The organism is Allobosea sp. FG18 (assembly GCF_057809495.1).
On record NZ_JBMDKB010000006.1, the window covers coordinates 138,724 to 158,865 of the forward strand.

The 20,142-nt window shown below is 66.8% G+C and carries 16 protein-coding genes and 1 pseudogene; 5 read left to right on the plus strand and 12 right to left on the minus strand.

Annotated features, from left to right (window positions below):
• The first annotated feature begins 229 nt into the window (after positions 1–229).
• A complete protein-coding gene (locus ACODTJ_RS09045) occupies positions 230–1,651 on the plus strand; it encodes an amidohydrolase (protein WP_454655424.1) in 1,422 nt (473 codons plus the stop codon).
• 164 nt (positions 1,652–1,815) lie between these two features.
• Here the strand turns inward: ACODTJ_RS09045 and ACODTJ_RS09050 are convergent, their stop codons facing one another.
• Positions 1,816–2,094, minus strand: a complete 279-nt coding sequence (locus ACODTJ_RS09050) for a hypothetical protein (protein ID WP_454655422.1) — start codon at positions 2,092–2,094, stop codon at positions 1,816–1,818.
• A gap of 234 nt (positions 2,095–2,328) precedes the next feature.
• Between ACODTJ_RS09050 and ACODTJ_RS09055 the strand changes: the two genes are divergently transcribed.
• Complete coding sequence (locus tag ACODTJ_RS09055) at positions 2,329–3,438, plus strand: aminotransferase class I/II-fold pyridoxal phosphate-dependent enzyme (RefSeq protein WP_454655421.1); 1,110 nt, start codon at positions 2,329–2,331, stop codon at positions 3,436–3,438.
• 169 nt (positions 3,439–3,607) lie between these two features.
• On the opposite strand, the gene ACODTJ_RS09060 is transcribed toward ACODTJ_RS09055, so the two are convergent.
• The 3 genes from ACODTJ_RS09060 to ACODTJ_RS09070 are packed head-to-tail and all read right to left on the minus strand — an operon-like array spanning position 3,608 to position 6,300.
• Positions 3,608–4,564, minus strand: coding sequence for a Rossmann-fold NAD(P)-binding domain-containing protein (locus ACODTJ_RS09060; protein WP_454655419.1), 957 nt, complete (start codon positions 4,562–4,564; stop codon positions 3,608–3,610).
• Positions 4,557–5,174 carry a helix-turn-helix transcriptional regulator gene (locus ACODTJ_RS09065; protein WP_454655417.1) on the minus strand — a complete coding sequence of 206 codons (618 nt, stop codon included), beginning with the start codon at positions 5,172–5,174 and terminating at the stop codon, positions 4,557–4,559. Before ACODTJ_RS09065 ends, ACODTJ_RS09060 begins: the two co-directional genes overlap by 8 nt.
• 10 nt (positions 5,175–5,184) lie before the next feature.
• Positions 5,185–6,300, minus strand: a complete 1,116-nt coding sequence (locus tag ACODTJ_RS09070) for an aminotransferase class I/II-fold pyridoxal phosphate-dependent enzyme (RefSeq protein ID WP_454655415.1) — start codon at positions 6,298–6,300, stop codon at positions 5,185–5,187.
• A gap of 151 nt (positions 6,301–6,451) precedes the next feature.
• Between ACODTJ_RS09070 and argH the strand changes: the two genes are divergently transcribed.
• The 3 genes from argH (at position 6,452) to ACODTJ_RS09085 (ending at position 12,244) form a co-directional block, all read left to right on the plus strand.
• Positions 6,452–7,870: an argininosuccinate lyase gene (argH, locus tag ACODTJ_RS09075; protein ID WP_454655413.1), complete on the plus strand. Its 1,419-nt coding sequence runs from the start codon at positions 6,452–6,454 to the stop codon at positions 7,868–7,870.
• Positions 7,871–8,154: 284 nt separating this feature from the next.
• Positions 8,155–11,163, plus strand: a complete 3,009-nt coding sequence (locus ACODTJ_RS09080; protein WP_454655411.1) for an aminotransferase class III-fold pyridoxal phosphate-dependent enzyme — start codon at positions 8,155–8,157, stop codon at positions 11,161–11,163.
• Positions 11,164–11,242: 79 nt separating this feature from the next.
• Positions 11,243–12,244, plus strand: coding sequence for a LysR family transcriptional regulator (locus ACODTJ_RS09085; protein ID WP_454655409.1), 1,002 nt, complete (start codon positions 11,243–11,245; stop codon positions 12,242–12,244).
• A 6-nt stretch (positions 12,245–12,250) separates the two neighbouring features.
• Here the strand turns inward: ACODTJ_RS09085 and ACODTJ_RS09090 are convergent, their stop codons facing one another.
• The 8 genes and pseudogenes from ACODTJ_RS09090 to ACODTJ_RS09125 all read right to left on the minus strand — a co-directional run bounded on the left by ACODTJ_RS09090 (position 12,251) and on the right by ACODTJ_RS09125 (position 20,137).
• On the minus strand, positions 12,251–13,261 hold the full coding sequence (locus ACODTJ_RS09090; RefSeq protein ID WP_454655407.1) for a serine hydrolase domain-containing protein: 1,011 nt from the start codon (positions 13,259–13,261) through the stop codon (positions 12,251–12,253).
• 41 nt (positions 13,262–13,302) lie between these two features.
• On the minus strand, positions 13,303–14,097 hold the full coding sequence (locus ACODTJ_RS09095) for an ABC transporter ATP-binding protein (protein ID WP_454655405.1): 795 nt from the start codon (positions 14,095–14,097) through the stop codon (positions 13,303–13,305).
• A complete protein-coding gene (locus tag ACODTJ_RS09100) occupies positions 14,094–14,279 on the minus strand; it encodes an ABC transporter ATP-binding protein (RefSeq protein ID WP_441473452.1) in 186 nt (61 codons plus the stop codon). Before ACODTJ_RS09100 ends, ACODTJ_RS09095 begins: the two co-directional genes overlap by 4 nt.
• Before the next feature lie 144 nt (positions 14,280–14,423).
• Positions 14,424–14,882 (minus strand): annotated as a pseudogene (locus ACODTJ_RS09105) (ATP-binding cassette domain-containing protein); the annotation flags it as partial.
• Between the two features lie 70 nt (positions 14,883–14,952).
• Complete coding sequence (locus ACODTJ_RS09110) at positions 14,953–15,879, minus strand: ABC transporter permease (RefSeq protein WP_454655404.1); 927 nt, start codon at positions 15,877–15,879, stop codon at positions 14,953–14,955.
• Positions 15,880–15,888: 9 nt separating this feature from the next.
• Positions 15,889–16,959 carry an ABC transporter permease gene (locus tag ACODTJ_RS09115; RefSeq protein ID WP_454655402.1) on the minus strand — a complete coding sequence of 357 codons (1,071 nt, stop codon included), beginning with the start codon at positions 16,957–16,959 and terminating at the stop codon, positions 15,889–15,891.
• Positions 16,960–16,985: 26 nt separating this feature from the next.
• The gene (locus ACODTJ_RS09120; RefSeq protein ID WP_454655400.1) at positions 16,986–18,620 is read right to left on the minus strand and encodes an ABC transporter substrate-binding protein; all 1,635 of its coding nucleotides are present in this window, start codon (positions 18,618–18,620) and stop codon (positions 16,986–16,988) included.
• 89 nt (positions 18,621–18,709) lie between these two features.
• Positions 18,710–20,137 carry a M20 family metallopeptidase gene (locus ACODTJ_RS09125; RefSeq protein WP_454655399.1) on the minus strand — a complete coding sequence of 476 codons (1,428 nt, stop codon included), beginning with the start codon at positions 20,135–20,137 and terminating at the stop codon, positions 18,710–18,712.
• Positions 20,138–20,142: the final 5 nt, after the last annotated feature.

Below are 20,142 nucleotides of genomic sequence, written 5' to 3' on the forward strand. Positions count from 1 at the left end.
CCCTCTATAATTGAATCAGTTCAATCCGAAAGTATTATTTCTTGCCTGCTCTTGCCCCTGACGCAATTTCGCGAGCGAAGCTGGGCCTTCGATTCACAGGATGATGCCCCCCGCCTCTGTCGCCAGCGCAGGCGAACCCTGCCGCCAGCTCGCTTGTGAGCCGCCCGCGCCGCATGCCAGAAACCGGCACGGAATCGGGCCGAGCGACCCGCGCAGGAGGAACCTACCCATGAGCAACAGCAAGGATGTCTGGCGTCGGGTCGACGACAAGGCCCCGGCCTATTTCGGGCTCTCCGACCGCATCTGGCACATGCCCGAGCTGAACTATCAGGAGGTCCGCTCGGCCGCCGAGCACAGCGCCATGCTGGAAAGCGAAGGTTTTCGCGTCACGACCGGCGTCGCAGGCCTCCCGACGGCCGTCGTCGGCGAGGCCGGCGAAGGCGGCCCGGTCATCGCGATCATGGGCGAGTTCGACGCCCTGCCGGGCCTCAGCCAGGAGGCCGGCAACGCGACCGAGACCCCGGTCGAGAAGGGCGGCAACGGCCATGGCTGCGGCCATAACATGCTGGGCTCGGCCTCGCTGCTCGCCGCGGCCGCGGTGAAGGACTATCTCGCCGCCAACGGGCTCAAGGGCCGCGTGCGCTATTATGGCTGCCCGGCGGAAGAGGGCGGCTCGGCCAAGGGCTTCATGGTCCGCGCCGGCGCCTTCGATGATGTCGACATTGCCCTGTGCTGGCACCCCGCCTCGTTCAACGGCGTCAACCGCGCCTTCTCGCTGGCCTGCGTCGAGATCGAGTTCACCTTCTCCGGCCGCGCCTCCCACGCTGCCGCCGCGCCGCATCTCGGCCGTTCCGCGCTCGATGCGGTCGAACTGATGCATATCGGCGTGAACTACATGCGCGAGCACATGCCCTCGACCGCGCGCGTCCACTACGCGGTCATCAATGCCGGCGGCATCGCTCCCAACGTCGTGCAGGCGACCGCGACGACCCGCCAGCTCATCCGCGCCGCGACGCTCTCCGAGATGTGGGAACTCGTCGCCCGCGTGAAGAAGATCGCCGAAGGCGCAGCCCTGATGAGCGAGACCACCGTCGCGATCAAGCAGCTCTCGGGCGACGCCAATCTCGTCGGCAACCGCCCGCTGGAAGAGACGATGCAGGCCAACCTGCTGGCGCTGGGCGGTCCCGGCTTCGACGCCGCCGACCACGCCTTCGCCGCCAAGTTCCAGAAGACGCTGAGCCCGCAGGACATCGCCGCCGCCTATGGCCGCTTCGACCTGCAGCCGAAGGAGGGCGAGGCCCTGAGCGACGAGATCTATCCGCTCGGCGCCGGCAACGATACCTCCGTCGGCTCGACCGATGTCGGCACGGTGAGCTGGGTCGTCCCGACCGTGCAGTGCCGCACCGCCTGCTACGCGATCGGCACGCCCGGCCATTCCTGGCAGCTCGTCGCGCAGGGCCTCGCCCCGGCCGCCCACAAGGGGCTCGCGCTCGCCGCCAAGGCGATGGCCGGCGTCGCGACGGACGTGCTGAACGACCCTGCTTTGCTCAAGGCAGCCAAGGACGAGTTCGCGGCCTTCCGCGCCAGGAACCCCTTCGCCAATCCGATCACGGATGATGTCGAGCCGCCGCTCGACATGGCCGCGCATTGAGCAGGCGGAGTTGAGGTAACACAACGCGCGTCATCCCGGACGGACCGAAGCGGAGATCCGGGATCCATGCCTGAGCCTTCAACGGAAGCGCTCCGGAATGGATCCCGGGTCTCCCTTCGGTCGCCCGGGATGACCTGCGTGTTTCTCTTGAAAACGGCAAAGCGCTACCCGTCCTGCAGTCCGGATAGCTCAACACGGATCACCGGCCGGGTCGCCTTGAACTCGGCGACGGCAGCGGAAGTGAGGTCCGAAACCGAGTCGGAGGCACTCGACATCAAGCGCAGGATGATCCGGCCCAGCCGGTCGCGGGCTTCCGTCTCCAGCTCGGTGTCGAGCCTGTCGTCATGCCCGATCGCGGCCCAGGCCCTGGCCTGGACGGCTTCTGCGACGAGCAATTCCTGGGAGTTCAGGACACCGGGAAAGCGGAAATTCGAGCTAGGCATCGGCAATTCAAACATGGCAGGCCAACGGATATAGGGCTGCCGCGGTTCCCGGCAAGGCGGAGGGAAAATCGGAGCGCGGAGCCAGCGCGGCTGCGCATGCGATATAAACAATCAGTCTAAATTGGATTTATTGTCCAAATTTACCTTGACCCACTCCGCCCCCACTTGCACAGATGGCTGCCACAGCCTTGCCGCCCCAGCGGCAAGCGACGGACCGCAAGGCGGGAGGCTCGCGTGAAGTTCGACATTTTCCAGATGGAGCGGAACCAGACGCTCTTCGAGAACGACGTCGAGATCAACCTGACCGAGAGCGGCGTCCATCCCTGGTCGATCGAGGACATCCTGGGCGAACAGGCCGCGAGCGATCTGCTGAAGCAGCCGCTCGGCTATGGCTGGACCGATGGCCGGCCGGACCTGCGCAACAACATCGCCTCCTGGTATCCCGGCGCGACCGCCGCGAACGTGCTCGTCACCAACGGCTCCTCCGAGGCGACCATGATCGTCCTGATGGCTCTGTTTGAACCCGGCGACTCCTTGGTCTTCGCCCTGCCTAACTTCATGCAGATCGACGGGCTCGGCCGCGCGCTCGGCTTCGACATCCGCCGGCTCGAACTCTCCGGCGACACCGACTGGCAGATCGATCCCGCCGCTCTCGCCGAGGTCGCGGCCGGCGCCAAGGCGATTGCCGTGACCAACCCTGCCAACCCCACCGGCAGCGTGCTCTCGGCCGCGAGCCGGGCCGCCCTCGTCGAAATCGCGAAGCGCAACAACGCCTGGCTGATGGTCGACGAAATCTATCGCGGCGGCGAAATCGACGGCGCCGAAACCGAGACGCTCTGGGGCAGCTATCCCAAGGTCGTCGTCACCTCCAGCCTGTCGAAATCCTTCGCCTGCCCCGGCCTGCGCCTCGGCTGGATCGTCGCGCCGGCAGAGGTTGTCGCCAGCGCGGCGGAGCGGCAGGACTACACCACGATCGGCAGTGGCATCCTCAGCCAGATCCTCGCCGAGGAAGTGATGCGTCCGGAAACGCGCGGCCGCTTGCTAGCGCGCGGTCGCGATCTGCTGCGCAGCAATGCCGATCTCGTGGCGCAATGGATGGCGCAGCACAACGACTGGTCGTGGCGCCGCCCGCAGGCCGGCGGCATGGCCTTCCTGCGCTATCCGCTCGACATGCCGTCGGAGGTCTTCTCGCAGAAGCTGCGCGAGGAGGAGAGCGTCTTCGTCGTCGCCGGCAGCTGGTTCGGCATCGAGAATCATATCCGCATCGGCATCGGCGTCCCGACCGAGGTGCTGCGGGACGGGCTGGCGCGGATGGATCGCTTCCTGGCGCGGCATAAGGGCTGACTAACGAGCCTTACGGCAATGATGCTCGGGAACCACTGCGTCATCCCGGGCTTGCCCCGGGATCCATCATAAAGTGCGGCGCCCTTCGATGGATCCCGGATCGGCGCTGCTGCGCAGCTTGTCCGGGATGACGACGAGGTTCCCGCAGGAAATCCCAAGACGGCCGGCGTTATCTATCCCCGATCCCGTCCAGCACCACCCGCGCGATCGCGATGTCCTGGACCGCAATCCCCGTGAGGTCGGCGACGGTGATGTCGTCGTTCGAGCGGCGCGCCGGCATATCCCCGGCCAGCACCGCACCCAGCTCGACGCAATCGCCCGCATCGATCAGCCCGACCGCTGCAGCGGCGGCGAATTCGCCATGATCGAGGCTCTGCTCCAAGGAATCCGCGATCCTTGTATCGGCGAGCGCGACCAGAGCGGTATCCAGCTCCTGCTTGCCCGGCGCATCGGCCCCGAGCGCGGTGATATGCGTGCCCGGCCTGACCCAGTCGTCGCGGATGATCGGTGCAGCGGCCGGCGTCACGGTGATCAGCGCATCCGACTGCGCGCAGAGCGCCTCCAGTTCCGCCACCGGCTCGACGGCGATACCCTCCCCTGCGAGATCGCTCCGCAGAGCTTCCAGCTTCTCCGGTGAGCGTGCCCAGACCGCAAAAAACGGCTCCCGCTCGCGCAGCAGATGCGCAGCGGCGCGGATCTGGAACCGCGCCTGCGTGCCGGCACCGACGATCCCGATCCGGCGCGCATCGGCCCGCATTCCCGCTCGCGTCGCGATAGCGCCGGCCAGCGCGGTCCTGAGGTCGGTGAGCCAGCCCTCGTCGCGCAGGATCGCGACGACCGCGCCAGTCTCGGCCGAAAGCGCGATCATCATGCCGCTCGTCGTCGGCAGGCCCTTGGCAGGGTTGTCGTAGAACCCCGTCGCGATCTTCACGACGAAAATCGGATCCCCGGCGATATGGCCGAACTTGATATGGCAGTCGCCGTTATGCGCGGGGAAGCCGAGATAGCCGACAGGCGGCATCTGCACCTGGCCGGCAGCCGCCGCCTTGAACCCTTCCTCCAGCGCGACGAAGGCCCGGTCGAGATCGACGGCGGCCTCGATCTCCGCACGTGACAGGTCAAGCATCCGGGGTCTCGTTGGCCTGGTTGAGGTAGTTGTAGACGGTCGCGCGGGCGAGCCCGAGGATGCGTGAGATATAGGCGGCGGCATTGCGCCCGCCAAAGGCGCCGTTGGCGGCCAGGTCCGCGACCAGCTCGCGCTTCTCGGCCCGGCTGAGGCTGGTCACCGCAAGCCCGCGGCTTTGCGTCCATTGCTGCACGAACTCGTTGATGCGCTCGTGCCAGTCTTCCTTGAACAGGGCCTGCGGCTTCTCCGTTCCCGCAGGCACGGTCGCGAAGGCGGAGAGCGTCTGCATCAACGCGTGGAACTGTGAGACATCGACATTGATGCAGAGCACGCCGATCGCCTTGGCCCCGACTGAGAGCACGATGCTGATCGATTTCAGCCGCCGCCCGTCCCAGTTCACCTTCTCATAGGGGCCGATGATCGTCTCGTTCGGGTCGAAGCCGATCTCGTCGAGCAGGGAGGGCTCTCCGAGCACCCGCTGCGAGAAATTCCCGGCGATATGCACGACGCTCTGCGTGCCGAGATCGTGCAGCACGACCTCGGCATGCGGCCGGAACAGCAAAGCCACCGCATCGCAGACCGGCAGATAGGGAGCGAGTTCCGGCGTCATGCTCGGGCCGTCAGCGCGGCTGCGACTTGAGATAGTCGCTCAAGCGTTCCAACCCCGCCGAGAGGTGCTCGCCGGGCGCACCGATGCCGATGCGGATATAGCCGTCCATCCCGTAGACATCGCCCGGCAGCAGCATGATGCCGCGCTCCTCGCGCAGACGGTGCACGAGCGCGGTCGAGTTCATCGAGTGGCTGTATTTGATGAAGGCCATGCCGCCGGCCTTGGGCGGCACGAAGGAGAAGAACTCGTCATTCGCCTTCACCCAGTTCGTCAGCAACGCGAGGTTCTCCCGCAGGATGGTCTTGCTCCGCTGCAGGATCTCGGCGCGCTTGGCCGGCTGGATGACGATGCGGGCGATATGCTCGCTCAGCGCGCTCGTCGTGATCGAGGTGTAGTCCTTGTTCTGCCAGGCGGTGTAGATGTCCTTGGCCGGTCCGACCAGCCAGCCGATGCGCAGGCCGGGCAGCGCCATCGCCTTGGAGAGGCCGCTGGTGATGATCGCCTTCTCGTAGAGATCGGCGAAGCTGGGCGGCTCGTCGGTTTCGAGCTCGGCGCCCTTGTAGACTTCGTCGGCATGGAGATAGCAGCCCTGCGCGCGGGCGATCTCGACCAGCGCGTCCATCGTCTCGCGCGAGAGTAGGCTGCCGGTCGGGTTGTTCGGGTTGCAGATCGTCATCAGCTTGGTCCGCGGCGTGATCGCCCGGCGGACCTCGTCGAGATCGGGCGTCCAGCCCAGTTCCTCGCGCAGCTTCACTTCCTTGACATTGGCGCCGATCGCCCGCGCCCAGCCCCAGATCTGCAGGTAATTCGGTACGAAGACGACGATCTCGTCGCCCGGCTCGATCAGCGACATCACCATCAGGAAATTGGCTTCGGCCGAGCCGTTGGTGACGATCACCTCGTCCGAGGTCCGGTTGCGATAGAGCTTGGCGATATCCTCGCGCAATTCGACCGCGCCATTGGTCCAGCCATAGCCGAGTTCGACCTCCATCAGCTTGGCGCGCTGCTCCGCGCTGAGCAGTTCGTTCAGCGAATAGGGATGGACGCCGCTATCGGAGAGATTGAACTCGACGGTGTTCTCGTAGAGCGACTGGATGCGCTCCAGGGTGAATTCTTCGATCTTCATGCTGCCCATCCCGCGGCGACTGATCCGCCGCATCTGCCTGCGAGTATGATGAGCATGATTTAGACGTCAAGGTCGATTTTGGAATTTACAGTCCAAATACCGATTGCTATCCCTTGGCGATCCCGTCGCAGCCGCTCCCGGAAAGCCCATCATGTCCGACCAGAACCCCGGTGCCAACAAGATGTGGGGCGGGCGCTTCACGACGGCTCCGGCCGATGTGATGCGCAAGATCAATCCTTCGATCGGCTTCGACTATAGGCTCTACCGGCAGGACATCGCGGCGTCCAAGACCCATGCCGCGATGCTCGCCCGCCAGGGCATCATCGCGGCGGCCGACAACGAGCGCATCCAGGCCGGGCTCGACCAGATCCGCGGCGAGATCGACCGCGGTGAACTCCAGTTCAGCATCGACCTCGAGGACATCCACATGAACGTGGAAGCGCGCCTCAAGGAGATCATCGGCGAGCCGGCCGGGCGCCTGCACACAGCCCGCAGCCGCAACGACCAGGCCGTGACCGATGTCCGCCTCTGGATGCGCGATGCGATCGATGCTCTCGACGGCATCATCCGCGACTTGCAGCGGGCGCTGATCGAGCGTGCCAGCGAGCATGCCGAGACGATCATGCCCGGCTTCACCCATATGCAGGTCGCCCAGCCCGTGACCTTCGGCCATCACCTGATGGCCTATGTCGAGATGTTCGGCCGCGACCGCGAGCGCCTGGCCGGCGCGCGCCAGCGCACCAATGTCTCGCCGCTCGGCGCCGCCGCGCTCGCTGGCACCGCCTTTCCGATCGACCGGCAGTTCACGGCGGCGGAACTGGGCTTCGCCCGGCCGACCGAGAACTCGATGGATTCGGTCGGCGCGCGCGACCATATCTGCGAATTGCTGTTCTGCTGCTCGATGCTGGCCGTGCATCTCTCGCGTCTCAACGAGGAGATCACGCTCTGGTGCAGCGACGGCTTCCGGTTCATCGCACTGTCGGACGCTTTCACCACCGGCTCCTCGATCATGCCGCAGAAGCGCAATCCGGACGCGGCCGAACTGGTGCGCGGCAAGACCGGACGCGTCGTCGGCTCGCTCACCGCCATGCTGGTGATGGTGAAGGGCCTGCCGATGACCTTCATGAAGGACATGCAGGAGGACAAGGAACCGATGTTCGACGCGCTGGAGACGGTCGAGCTCTGCGTCGCCGCCACCACCGGCATGGTCCGTGACCTGACCGTGCGCCCCGAGGGCATGCGCGCCTTCCTCGACCGCGGCTTCCCGACCGCGACCGACCTCGCCGACTGGCTGGTGCGTGAGGCCGGCATCCCCTTCCGCGACGCCCACCACATCACCGCCCGCGTCGTCGCGCTGGCCGAGGCCAGGGGCTGCACCTTGCAGGCGCTCGATCTCGACGCCATGCGCTCGGTCGATCCGCGCATTGGCGCAGCGGTCTTCGAAGTGCTGGCGCCCGAGCATTCCGTCCGCAGCCGGCGCAGCTATGGCGGCACCGCGCCTGACACGGTGCGCGAGGCGATCGGGCGGGCGAAGCAGCGCTGGCTGTCCGACCAGCCGATCCAAGCTTGATTGTCATTCCGGGGCTTCGCGCAGCGAAGAACCCGGAACCCACGATTGGGCGAGCGGCCGGCAACCGAACACAGGATGTCTCACCCGGTCGTGGGTTCCAGGCTCGCGCCTTCGGCGCGCCCCGGAATGACAAGCGGGGGCGGCCTATCAAAAGCATCCAGGTCGCCTTCGCCCCACGCAACCCGGCAGCCGCCGTCCCGCAAACTTTGCGGGGTCCAACCGGCCGCCTTTCTGGCTATGGAAGACGGCGCCGGTCGATTCGATCCGGCGACGGGAGAGAGATGATGGAACATGTCTGGTTGCGTGGGGTCGCCGAGCAATTCGGCATTGCTGGCGGGCTGCGGCAGCTCGGCGGAGAATACGACCTCAACTTCCGCGGCCGGACCAGCGAAGGCGACGTCATCGTCAAGGCGATGCGCCCCCAGGGCGAGCCCGCCCTCGTCGACCAGCAATGCGCCGCGATCAGTCACGCCCTTGCCGCCGATCCGGCGCTGCCGCTGCCGCGCCTCCTCCCCGCCGACGGCAAGCGCTTCTGGCAGAACGTCGCCGATTCCAAGGGCCATCAGCGCATGGTCTGGGTCCAGCGCGCCTTCTCAGGGATTCCGATGGGCGAAGCCGGGCCGCAGCCGCCCGCCGTCCTCGCCGAACTCGGCGCGCTGACCGCGCGTCTCGATCTTGCGCTCCGTGATTTCAAGGTCACCGCCGCTCCGGACGCCGCAAAATGGGACCTGACCGAGGCCAGCTGGATCAAGCCGCATCTCGACGTGCTCGAAGGCTCGCGCCGCACGCTGGTCGCGGAGATCGTCGCCGGGTTCGAAGCGCTGAAGCCCGCGCTCGACAAGCTGCCGCGCCAGACCATCCATAACGACCTCAACGACTTCAACATCCTGGTCCAGCCGCGCCTCGGCGAGCCCGCCCGCATCAGCGGCCTGATCGATTTCGGCGACATGACCAATGGCCCGCGCGTCTGCGAGATCGCCATCGCCGCCGCCTATGCCATCCTCGACCACGAGACGCCGGAAACGGCGCTCGCCGCCTTCGTCGCCGGCTATCACGGCGTCTCACCGCTGAGCGCCGAGGAGATCGGCCTGATCTGGCCGCTTGTCCGCATGCGCCTCGCGGTCAGCGTCGTGAACTCGACGATCGAGGCCAAGGGCCGCCCGAACGATCCTTACGTCACAATCTCGCAGGCCCCGGCCTGGCGGCTCCTCGAAAACCCCGGCATCGACGGCGAGTTGATGGGCGCGCGCCTGCGGAATGCCTGCGGCCTGCCGGTCACGGACGCCGCCGGCCGCATCGCGAGCTGGATCGCCGGACAGCGCGGCAGCTTCGCACCCGTGCTCGGCCGCGCGCTCGACGGGCTGCCGGTCGGCTCGCTCGGCATCGCCGAGGCGACGATCCCGCAGAACCCGTTCGAGCTACGCGCCGACGAGGCCCGCAATCTCGGTACCGCGCTCGGCATCACCTCCGAGTGGTGGCTCGGCCAATACGGCGAGCCGCGTCTGGTCTATACCGACAAGGCCTTCCGCAAGGGCCGTTGGCTCGCCTCGAACCGCCGCACCATCCATATGGCCGTCGATGTCTTCGCACCGGCCGGTGAACCGGTCCGCGCACCTCTCGCCGGCAAGGTCGCGCTGGCGGAGAACCGTGAAGGTCATCTCGACTACGGCGGCGTCGTCATTCTCGAACATCGCACGCCTGCGGGCGACGTCTTCCATACGCTCTACGGCCACCTCGCCGCCGATGGCGCTGCCAAGCTGAAGCAAGGTCAGGAGATCGCCGCCGGCGAGGCCTTCGCCAAGCTCGGCCCGGCCGAGGAGAACGGCGGCTGGGAGCCGCATCTGCATTTCCAGCTCGCGCTGACACTGGACGGCATGGGCCATGACTGGCCGGGTGTCGCCGATCCCGACGACTGGGCGCTCTGGCAGGCGATCTGCCCGAACCCTGCCGCCCTGCTCAACTTGCCCGACGACGTCGTCGCCTATCAGGCGATCGACGAGGCCGCGCTGCTGGCCGAGCGCAAAGCCCGCTTCGGCGCCAATCTCAAGCTCAGCTACAAGAAGCCGGTCACATTCCTGCGCGGCTGGCGCCACCATCTCTTCGACGCGATGGGCCGACCCTATCTCGACGCCTATAACAACGTGCCGCATGTCGGCCACGCCCATCCGCGCATCCGCAAGGTGGCGATGGACCAGCTCGCGCGGATGAACTCCAACACGCGCTATCTGCACCCGGCGCCAATGGCGCTGGCCGAGCGCCTGACGGCAAAACTGCCGAAAGAGCTGGAAGTCTGCTTCTTCGTGAATTCCGGCTCGGAGGCGAACGAGCTGGCCCTGCGCCTCGCCCGTGCGGCCAGCGGCGGCTACGACATCGTCACGCCCGATCACGGCTACCACGGCAACACCACCGGCGCGATCGACATCTCCGCCTACAAGTTCAACAAGCCGAACATGGGCGGCCGCAAGCCCTGGGTTCAGCTCGTCGACGTCGCCGACGACTATCGCGGCCGCTTCCGCCGCGACGATGCAGACCGGGCGTTGCATTACGCTGAGCAGGTCGACGGCGCGCTCGCAGCCATCACGGAGCGCGGCGGCAAGGTCGCGGGCTTCATCGCCGAGACCTTCCCGAGCGTCGGCGGCCAGATCATCCCGCCGCCCGGCTATCTCGCCGCGGTCTACGAGCGCATCCGCGCCGCCGGCGGCATCTGCATCGCCGACGAGGTGCAGACCGGTCTCGGGCGCCTCGGCGACTATTACTTCGGCTTCGAGCAGCAGAATGTACGGCCGGACATCGTCGTGCTCGGCAAGCCGCTCGGCAACGGCCACCCGATCGGCGCGCTCATCACCACCCGCGCCATCGCCGAGCGCTTCGCTGAGGGACCGGAGTATTTCTCCACCTTCGGCGGCTCGAACCTCTCCTGCCGCATCGCCTCGGAAGTGCTCGACATCGTCGAGGAGGAAGGGCTCTCGGCCAACGCCAAGGTGATGGGCGACAAGCTGCTCGCCGGCATGCGCGACCTCGCGAAGGACTATCCTTGCGTCGGCGATGTGCGCGGTATCGGCCTCTTCCTCGGCCTGGAACTGGTCACGGATCGCGAGACGCTCGAACCCGCGACCGATGCGGCAGCCCATGTCATGAACCGCCTGCGCGACATGCGCATCCTCGTCGGGCGTGAGGGTCCGGCCGACAACATCCTGAAGATCCGCCCGCCTCTGACGGTCGGCGCCGACGATGTCGAGATGATCCTCGACCGGCTGAAGATCTGCCTGCGCGAGGTCGAGGCCGCGCGATAGCGCGATCTTCGGGGCTCCGGCCGCTTCTGGCGTGGCCGGAGCGGCCATGCCATCCTGCCCATGGCGCGGAGGAGCGGCGATGGAGTTGAAATGGCTGGAAGACGTGCTGAGCCTGTCGACCACGCTCAGCTTCTCGCGCGCCGCCCGTGAGCGTAACATCACGCAATCGGCCCTGAGCCGCCGGGTCAAGCAACTCGAGGATTGGCTCGGCTCGCCGCTGTTCGACCGCAGCAGCTATCCGATCCGCCTCACGGAAGCGGGCCGGACCTTCCTGCCGCGAGCGCAGGAGATCATCCGGCAGGTGCAGGGCGCACGGCAGGAACTGCGCCAGTTGCACGAGGATGCCGCGGAAACGCTCACCTTCGCCACGCTTAACACCCTGTCGCTGACCTATTTCCCCGGCCTGATCCGCCGCATGGAAGAGACGCTCGGCCCGCTGAAGACGCGGTTCTGTGAGCAGCGCTCGTCCTTCGACGGCAATGTCGCGCTGCTCGACCGGGGCGAATGCGATTTCCTGCTGACCTATGCGCACGAGTCCGTGCCGCCGGAGCTCGACCCCGAGCTTTTCACCTATCGCCGGCTCGGCACCGAGCGGGCGATCCCTGTCTCGATACCGGGCGAAAGCGGCGAGCCGCTTCACGCCTTCCGCTCCGGCGAAACGCCGGTGCGCCTGCTGAGCTATGGCAGCTCGACCTTCTTCGCGCGCCGGCTCGCCCTGCTCTTCGCCGAGCGGCCGACGCCGCTGGTCACCGTCTACGAGAACCCGATGTCGGTCGGGCTCAAGGCCATGGTCCTGGCCGGGCGCGGCGTCGCCTGGGTGCCGGAGAGCCTGGTGGTCGAGGAACTGCGCAGCGGCCAGCTCGTGCCCGCTGCCGATACCTCATGGTACGTCTCGGCCGAAATCCGGCTCTATCGGGCAAGGCAGCAGAGCCGCCTTCCCGTCGAGCAGTTCTGGGCCGCCGTAGCGGAGGCCAGCCCGCCGGCGCGCCCGGATGACATGGCCCGCCCGGCTCTCGCTCGGCACGGACCTAGCCGCCCCGCCTCCGACGACCGGAAGTCCGTCGCCTCGACACCGGCCTGATGGACCTCAACCCGGCTGGCGGGCTTCGAGGATCAGGCGCAGCAGGCGGCCGAAGGCGAAGCGGTTCACCTCCGTGCCCTTGATGTCGGTGTTGACGCGGTGGACGATCACCAGGTCGAGCGAGGGAATGACGAGGCAATACTGCCCGCCGACGCCCTGGGCGCTGTAGCTGCCCGCCGGCAGCACGACGCCGGGGAAGCCGGCACCGGAGCGCTCGGTCCACCACATATAGCCATAGCCGCCGCGCGGGCCGGCATCGGAGAGCGGCAGCACGCTGGTCGCGACCCAGTTGGCCGGCACGACCTGCGCATCTTGCCAGCGGCCCTGACGCAGGAACATCAGGCCGAAGCGGGCAAGGTCCCGCGTCGACATGCGGAACGGATAGGCGGGGTGAACGGAGCAATCGTCCGGCTCCAGCCAGCCGTCGCGCCGCTCGCCGTCGAGGCGGAAATCCTCCAGGCCGAGCGGACGGCCGATCCGCGCCAGGAAATCGTCATGGATGCCGGCGCCGGTCAGCGCCGTGAAGATCGTGCCCAGCGCATTGAAATCCCAGTTGTTGTACAGCCAGAAGGCGCCCGGCGGCTGCGAATGGCGCGGCGGCTTGATCGACTTCATCCAGGGCGATTCATAGCCTGCCGGATGGAAGATACCGGAGCGCGCCGTCAGCAGATCGTAGATCGTCGCCGCCTTCTCGCGGTCGCTCAGCCCCTCCTTGTCGTCGATGCCGAGATCGGCGAGCGTGCGCGACAGGTCGATCCGGCCCTCCTCCTCATGGATACCGATCAGCGCGCTGAGGAAGCTCTTGCGGACGGAATGACACTGGTAGCGATGGGCGAGATCGCCCCGGCTCGCCACCACGCGCCCGCCTTGCACGATCATCACTGTCGCCGTCGAGACAGTGTCGGCATAGCGCCAGGCCCGGTCGAGCCCCTCGCGCGACCAGCCAGCCGCCTCGGGCGCCACGCTCTCCCAGCCATTCGCCGGCCAATGCTCCGCATTCAAGGCTTCGCTCGTCATACCTATCCCGTCCATGTCTTGATCCGCCGAAGCCCGGCCGCTCACGCGATCGGGCGGTAGCCGACGCTCGCTTCGAGGAATTCGCGCGTATAGGGTTCATGCGCGCGGCCGGCCCGAACGTCCTCGGCGCTCATCTGCTCGAGGATGCGGCCCTCGCTCATCATCGCGACGCGCTCGCACAGATGCGTCACCACCGCGAGATCATGGCTCACCATGAGATAGGTCAGGTCACGATCGCGACGGAGCTGCTTCAGCAGGTTGAGGATCTCGGCCTGCACGGAGACGTCGAGCGCCGAGGTCGGCTCGTCCAGCAGCAGAAGCTCGGGCTCGATGATCAGCGCGCGCGCAATCGCGACGCGCTGCCGCTGCCCGCCCGAAAGCTCGTGCGGAAAGCGGTAGCGGAAGGACGGTCCGAGGCCGACGGCGGTCAGGATCTCGTCGATGCGCTCCTGCGGCCGGTCGAAGCCGTGGATCTTCAGCGGCTCGGCCAGCACGTTCTGCACCATCTTGCGCGGATGCAGCGAGGCATAAGGGTCCTGGAACACCATCTGGACGCGGCGGAAGAAGGCCTTGTCGCGCTTGTGCGGCACCTCGCGGTCATGGAAGGCGATCGTGCCGCCATACTCGCTGTTGAGGCCCGCAAGCGCGCGCAGCACCGTCGACTTGCCGCAGCCGGACTCGCCGATCAGGCCGAAGGCTTCGCCATGGCCGAGCGTGAAGGAGACGTCGTCCACCGCCTTGAGCGCGGACGCGCCGCGGCCGAAGGCGACCGAGAGATGACTGACCGTGAGGGCGGCCGGGCGGTTCGCTGCCATGGTCGGATCAGCAGCGTTCATGTCCGGCTCCCGCTCTGCAAGGTCGGCCCGTCCAGCCAGGCCGGATCGCGGCTCGGCACCTGCAGCATGTCGGCCTGCCGGTCGAGCCGCGGCAGGCTGTCGAGCAGCGCGCGGGTATAGGGATGGCGCGCATTGCGCAATTCGCGCGCCGGGATGTCTTCCATGATCCGGCCGGCATACATCACCAGCACCCGGTCGCAGAAATCCGCCACGAGATTGAGGTCGTGGCTGATGAAAATCAGCCCGGCGCCGCGCCGCGTCACCAGCTCGTCGAGGATGCTCAGCACCTGCCGCCGGATGGTGACGTCCAGCGCCGAGGTCGGCTCGTCCGCGATGATCAGGTCCGGCTCCGGGATCAGCATCATCGCGATCATGATGCGCTGGCCCATGCCGCCCGAGACCTCGTGCGGAAAGAGCTTGAAGACGCGCGCGGGGTCGCGGATCTTCACGGCCTCCAGCATGGCGAGCGCACGCGCCTCGGCCTCCTTGCCGCCGACCTTGTGGTGCAGGCGGTAGGCCTCGGTGATCTGCTCGCCGACCCGCATCAGTGGGTTCAGCGAGAATTTCGGGTCCTGCAGGATCATCGAGATGCGGTTGCCGCGGATCGTCCGCATCTGGCGCTCGCTGGCGGCGAGCAGATCGATCCCGTCGAAGGACAGCTTCTTGGCGGAGATTGTCGCGGCCTTCGGCGTCAGCTTCAGGATCGTGCGACCGGTCAGAGACTTGCCCGAACCGGATTCTCCGACGATGCCGACCTTCTCGCGGCCGACGCTGAAGGAGATGCCGCGCACCGCCTGCACCGAGCGATGCGCGCCCTTGAAGGTGACGGAGAGGTCCTCGACCTCGAGCAGCGGCTTATCCATGACGCGGATCCAGGATATCGCGCAGGCCGTCGCCGAACAGGTTGAAGGCCAGGCTGGTGATCAGGATGGCGAGGCCGGGAATGCCGGCGATCCAGCCATTGGTCAGGATGAACTCGCGACCCGAAGCCAGCATCGCGCCCCATTCCGGGCTCGGCGGCTGGGCGCCTAAGCCCAGGAAGCCGAGGCCGGCCGCCGTCAGGATGATCGACGCCATGCTGAGGGTGATGCGCACCACGACGGAGGGAATGCACATCGGCACGACATGGCCGAGGATGATCCTGAGCGGCGACGCGCCCTGCAGGCGAACCGCAGCGATATAGTCGGACTTGCGGATCGACAGCGTCTCGGCCCGCGCCAGACGCGCGATCGGCGGCCAGGCGGCGAGCGCAATTGCGATGATCGCATGGTCGATGCTGGGTCCCAGGGCCGCGACGAAGGCGAGCGCCAGCACCAGGCTGGGGAAGGCCAGGAAGATGTCGACGATGCGCATCAGCACGGTATCGACCCAGCCGCCGAGATAGCCGGAGGTGGTGCCGACGATCAGCCCGAGCGGCGCCGCGATCACCGCCGTCAGCATGGCGATGTAGAGCGTGATCCGGGCGCCGAAGACCAGCCGGCTGAAGATATCGCGGCCAAGTTCGTCGGTCCCGAACCAATGCGCGGCCGAGGGCCGTTGCAAACGGTTCGTCAGGTCCTGCGCGTAGATGTCATGCGTCGCGACCAGCGGCGCGAACAGCGCCGTCAGCGCGATCACCACGATGATGGCGAGGCCGAACATGGCGGCGGGATTGGCCCGCAGGCGCCACCATTTCAGCGACAATTGCTGCATCCGCGCCTGGAAGGGCGAGGACGGGACGGGCGCGGCGAGCCAGGCCTTGAGGCCACGCCCGCCGGCCTGGTCGATGGAGTGTGGTGTCATGGCCATGCCTCAGCGGGTCCGCGGGTCGAAGACCCGGTAGAGCAGGTCGCACAACAGGTTGAGCGTGACGAAGATGACGCCGACCAGAAGCGTGCAGCCGACAACGGCGTTCATGTCGCCTGCGAGCAGCGCATTGGTCAGATAGCGGCCGAAGCCGGGCCAGGCGAAGACAGTTTCGGTCAGCACCGCGCCTTCGAGCAGGAAGGCGTAGGACAGCGCCACCACCGTCACCACCTGCACGGCGATGTTGCGGAAGGCATGGCCCCAGACGGTGCGCGCCCAGGACAGGCCCTTCACGCGCGCCGTCACCACGTATTCCTGACTGAGCTGCTCCATCATGAAGCTGCGGGTCATGCGGCTGATATAGGCGAGCGAGCTGAAAGCCAGGATCGAGGCCGGCAGGATGATGTGCGACACGGCATTGCCGAACATCTCCCAGTTGCCGGCGAGCAGGCTGTCGATCAGCAGGAAGCCGGTGACGGGTTCGAGGTCGAACTCATAGGTGAAGTCGATGCGGCCCGGTCCGCCGACCCAACCCAACGTCGCGTAGAACAGCACCAGCCCCATCAGGCCGAGCCAGAAATTCGGCGCGGAATAGCCGATCAACCCGACGACCCGGACGATCTGGTCGAGCCAGGAGCCGCGATACATCGCCGAGAGCACGCCGAGCGGAATGCCGAAGCTCGTCCCGATCACGATCGCCACGCTGGCGAGCTCGATCGTCGCCGGGAAGACGCGGGCGATATCCGTCATTACCGGCTTGCCGGTGGTCAGCGCCATCCCGAAATCGAGATGCAGCACGCCCCAGAGATAGCGGCCGAACTGGACGTAGAGCGGCTGGTCGAGGCCGAGCTGCTTGTACATCGCCTGATAGGCTTCCTGGGTCACGTTGTCGCCGAGCACGGCGACGACGGGATCCAGCGGCAGCAGGCGGCCGATGAAGAAGGTCAACGCCGCCAGCCCGAGCAGGGTGACGGCGAAGGAGACGAGCGTTCGACCCGAGGCCTTGAGCCAGGACGGAAGGATTGTCCGTCCTGGATCGGAGCTCAGGCCGGGCGCCGCGGTGGCGGTCCGGGACATTCAGATGGCCTTGCTTGCAGGTGGCCTTACTTGGCGGCGCGCTCGTAATAGGTCCGGAAGCCGTTCCAGGTCCACGACTTCAGGTCCTTGCGCACGCCGGCGACGCTGTTCATCTGGAACATGAAGGCCATCGGTCCCTTGGCCATCACTTCCTTCTGGATCGTGGCGTAGAGCGCGTCGCGCTTGGCCGTATCGGGCTCCAGCAGGGCCGCGTCGATCTGCTTGTTCAGTTCGAGGTCCTGATAGGCCGCGCGCCAGCTCGGATACTGGGTCTGCTTGGCTTCCAGCCGGTTGTCGGGGTTGAAGACGAGGCGCGAGGCATTGCCATGGGCATCCGGCACGCCGGTCTGCCAGGCGAGCATCGCCGACTGGTACTCACGCCCGCGCACCTTGCTGAAGAGCTGGGCATTGGCCATGCGCTCGAGCGAGAGCTTGACGCCGATCTTGGCCGCGTTCTGCTGGACGCTCTGGGCGATCGGGTTGGCATGCGGCAGCGTGCCGAACAGCACGCTCGCCTCGAAGCCGTTGGGATAGCCGGCTTCGGTCAGGAGCTGCTTGGCCTTGTCGAGATCGAGCTTGAAGGGCTGCCCCTCCTTCGCGTCCAGCGCACCGACGGCGCCAAGCTGGGCGAAGCTGGCGCGCGGCACGCCGAGATGGGTCATGACCGTCTTGCCGAGGGTGTCATAGTCGATCAGGTAGCGCATCGCGAGGCGCACCTTCTCCTTGGAGAACGGACCGTCCGCGACGTTGAAGCCCCAGTAGAACAATTGCGGCCGCAGGACCTTCTCGATCGCGATGTCCTTCGAGCCTTCGAGGTCCCGCAGGTCCTCCGGCGTCAGGTCGCGCGCCACGTCGACATCGCCCTGGCTGAGCAGCAGACGCTGCGTGCCGGGCTCGGCAACGTGGCGGATCAGCACGCGCTTCAGCGCCGGTGCCTTGCCCCAATAGCCGTCATTGGCCTCCAGCACGATCGACTCGCCGGCATTCCAGCGCGTCAGCTTGTAGGGACCGACGCAGGCCGTGCGGGTCGCGAGGTACTTGTTGCCGAGATCGCTACCCTGCTCGTTCGCCATCAGGGTCTTCTTGTCCATGATCATGGAGACCCGGTTGGCGCCGATCGCCTGCAGCACCAGCGTCGTCGGATAGGGCTTGTCCAGCTTGAGCGTGAGCGTGTCATTGCCCGCGACGATGGTCTGTTCGACATTGTCCTTGGTGAAGCCATACTCGGTCAGCGTCGCGGCGTTGCCGAAGTTCAGCTTGACGACGCGGTGCATCGACCAGGCGACGTCCTCGGCGGTGACGGGATTGCCGGACGGGAATTTGGCGCCCTTCTGCAGGTGGAAGGTGATCTCCTTGCGATCCGGCGAGACGTCCCAGCGCGAGGCGAAGCTCGGCACGACCTTGCGCTCGTCGGTCTGATCGAAATCGACCAGCGTGTCGCAGGTGTTCTGCAGGATCTCGTTGGTGACGACCTCGCCGACCTGGGCGGGGTCGAAGGTGCTGATCGCGTCGATGTTCCAGGCCATCACCAGCGCGTTCTTCGGCGTGGCGGCAATGGCGGCTCCCGCACCCGCGCAAAGGGCGGCAGCCGCAGCGGCCGAGAGAAGCTTGCTCCCGACGAGGCGTCGCTTGGTTCCGGTGTCGTGGTTCTGGTTGGCCATGATTTCTGTCCCGCTCTTTGGTTTGTTGTTTGATTGAAAACGCGTCGGTAGCCGGGAGCAACCGCAAATGCTGCTCCTGGCGAGGTTGTTCAGGCGGCCTGAGGTCGCGGCTTGATCGGCGGCTTCACATCGGCCGGGATCGGGCAGACATAAGGCGTCTGTGTCACCCGTTCCTGGTGGTCCTTCTTGGCCCGCGCCAGCAGCGTCTCGTCGCTGATCACGTCGACCGCGGTGGCTGCCATGATCTTGGCGGCATGGACCATGCCCTTATGCGCGGCCGGGGCCTTGCCCTGCGCCGTGATCTGCCAGGAATGGCCGGGCGTACCGATGGCATGGGTCGCGACCCTGGCCTGGATGGTCGGCACCTTCCAGCTGACATCGGCGACATCGGTCGAGCCGATCATCGGCACGCCGCGCGTGCCCTGCGGCACGACGAAATCGCAGAGCGGCGTATCCTCGCGCGGCGCGATGCCGGTGCGGCGATAGTCGTTGAGGATGTCGGCCGGGCCGAGCGTAGCCTGGATCTTCGCCGCATAGGCCTTGTCGGCCGCGTCGAACGGCACGGGGCCGAGGCGATCGATGTTCTTGAACATCGCGTCTTCCAGCGGCGTGTTGCCGAGCATGTTGGAGACCGCGCTCATGATCGAGATCGAGACCGTGGTCTCGGTCATCAGCGCCGCGCCCTCGGCGATCTTCTTCACGCGCTCGTTGAGTTCCAGCATGCCGGCGAGGTCGCGCGCCCGGATGGCGTAGCGCACCTTGGCCGAGGCCTGCACGACGTTCGGCGCGATGCCGCCAGCATCGAGATAGGCATAGTGGATGCGCGCGTCGGACGGCGCATGCTCGCGCATGTAGTTGACGCCGACATTCATCAGCTCGACCGCATCGAGCGCCGAGCGGCCGAGATGCGGCGCGGCCGCGGCATGCGAGGCGCGGCCGGTGAACTGGAAATCCATCCGCGTGTTCGCGAGCGACAGCGCATCGTCGACCTTGGTCATCGAGGCCGGGTGCCAGCTGATGGCGACATCGACATCGTCGAAGGCGCCGGCCCGCACCATGAAGGCCTTGGCCGCGCCACCCTCTTCCGCCGGGCAGCCGAAATAGCGCACGCGCCCCGACCGGCCGGTCTTGGCGAGCCAGTCCTTCACCGCGGTCGCCGCCAGCAGCGCGGCCGAACCCAGCATGTTGTGGCCGCAGCCATGGCCGTGGCCGCCGGCCTCGACCGGCTTCGGCTCGGCGATATTGGCTTCCTGGCTCAGACCCGGCAGCGCATCGTACTCGCCGAGGATGGCGATGACCGGGCCGCCCTCGCCCGCCTCCCCCATCACCGCGGTCGGAATGCCCGCGACGTTCTCGGTGATGCGGAAGCCCTGCTCCTTGAGCATGGCGATATGCTCGGCGACCGAGCCATATTCGGTATAGGCGATCTCGGGCATGCCCCAGACGCGGTCGCTCAGCGCCTCGAAAGGCTGCCGCTTCGCGTCGACCAGCTCCCAGATGATCTCGGAATTCTGCATGGTTT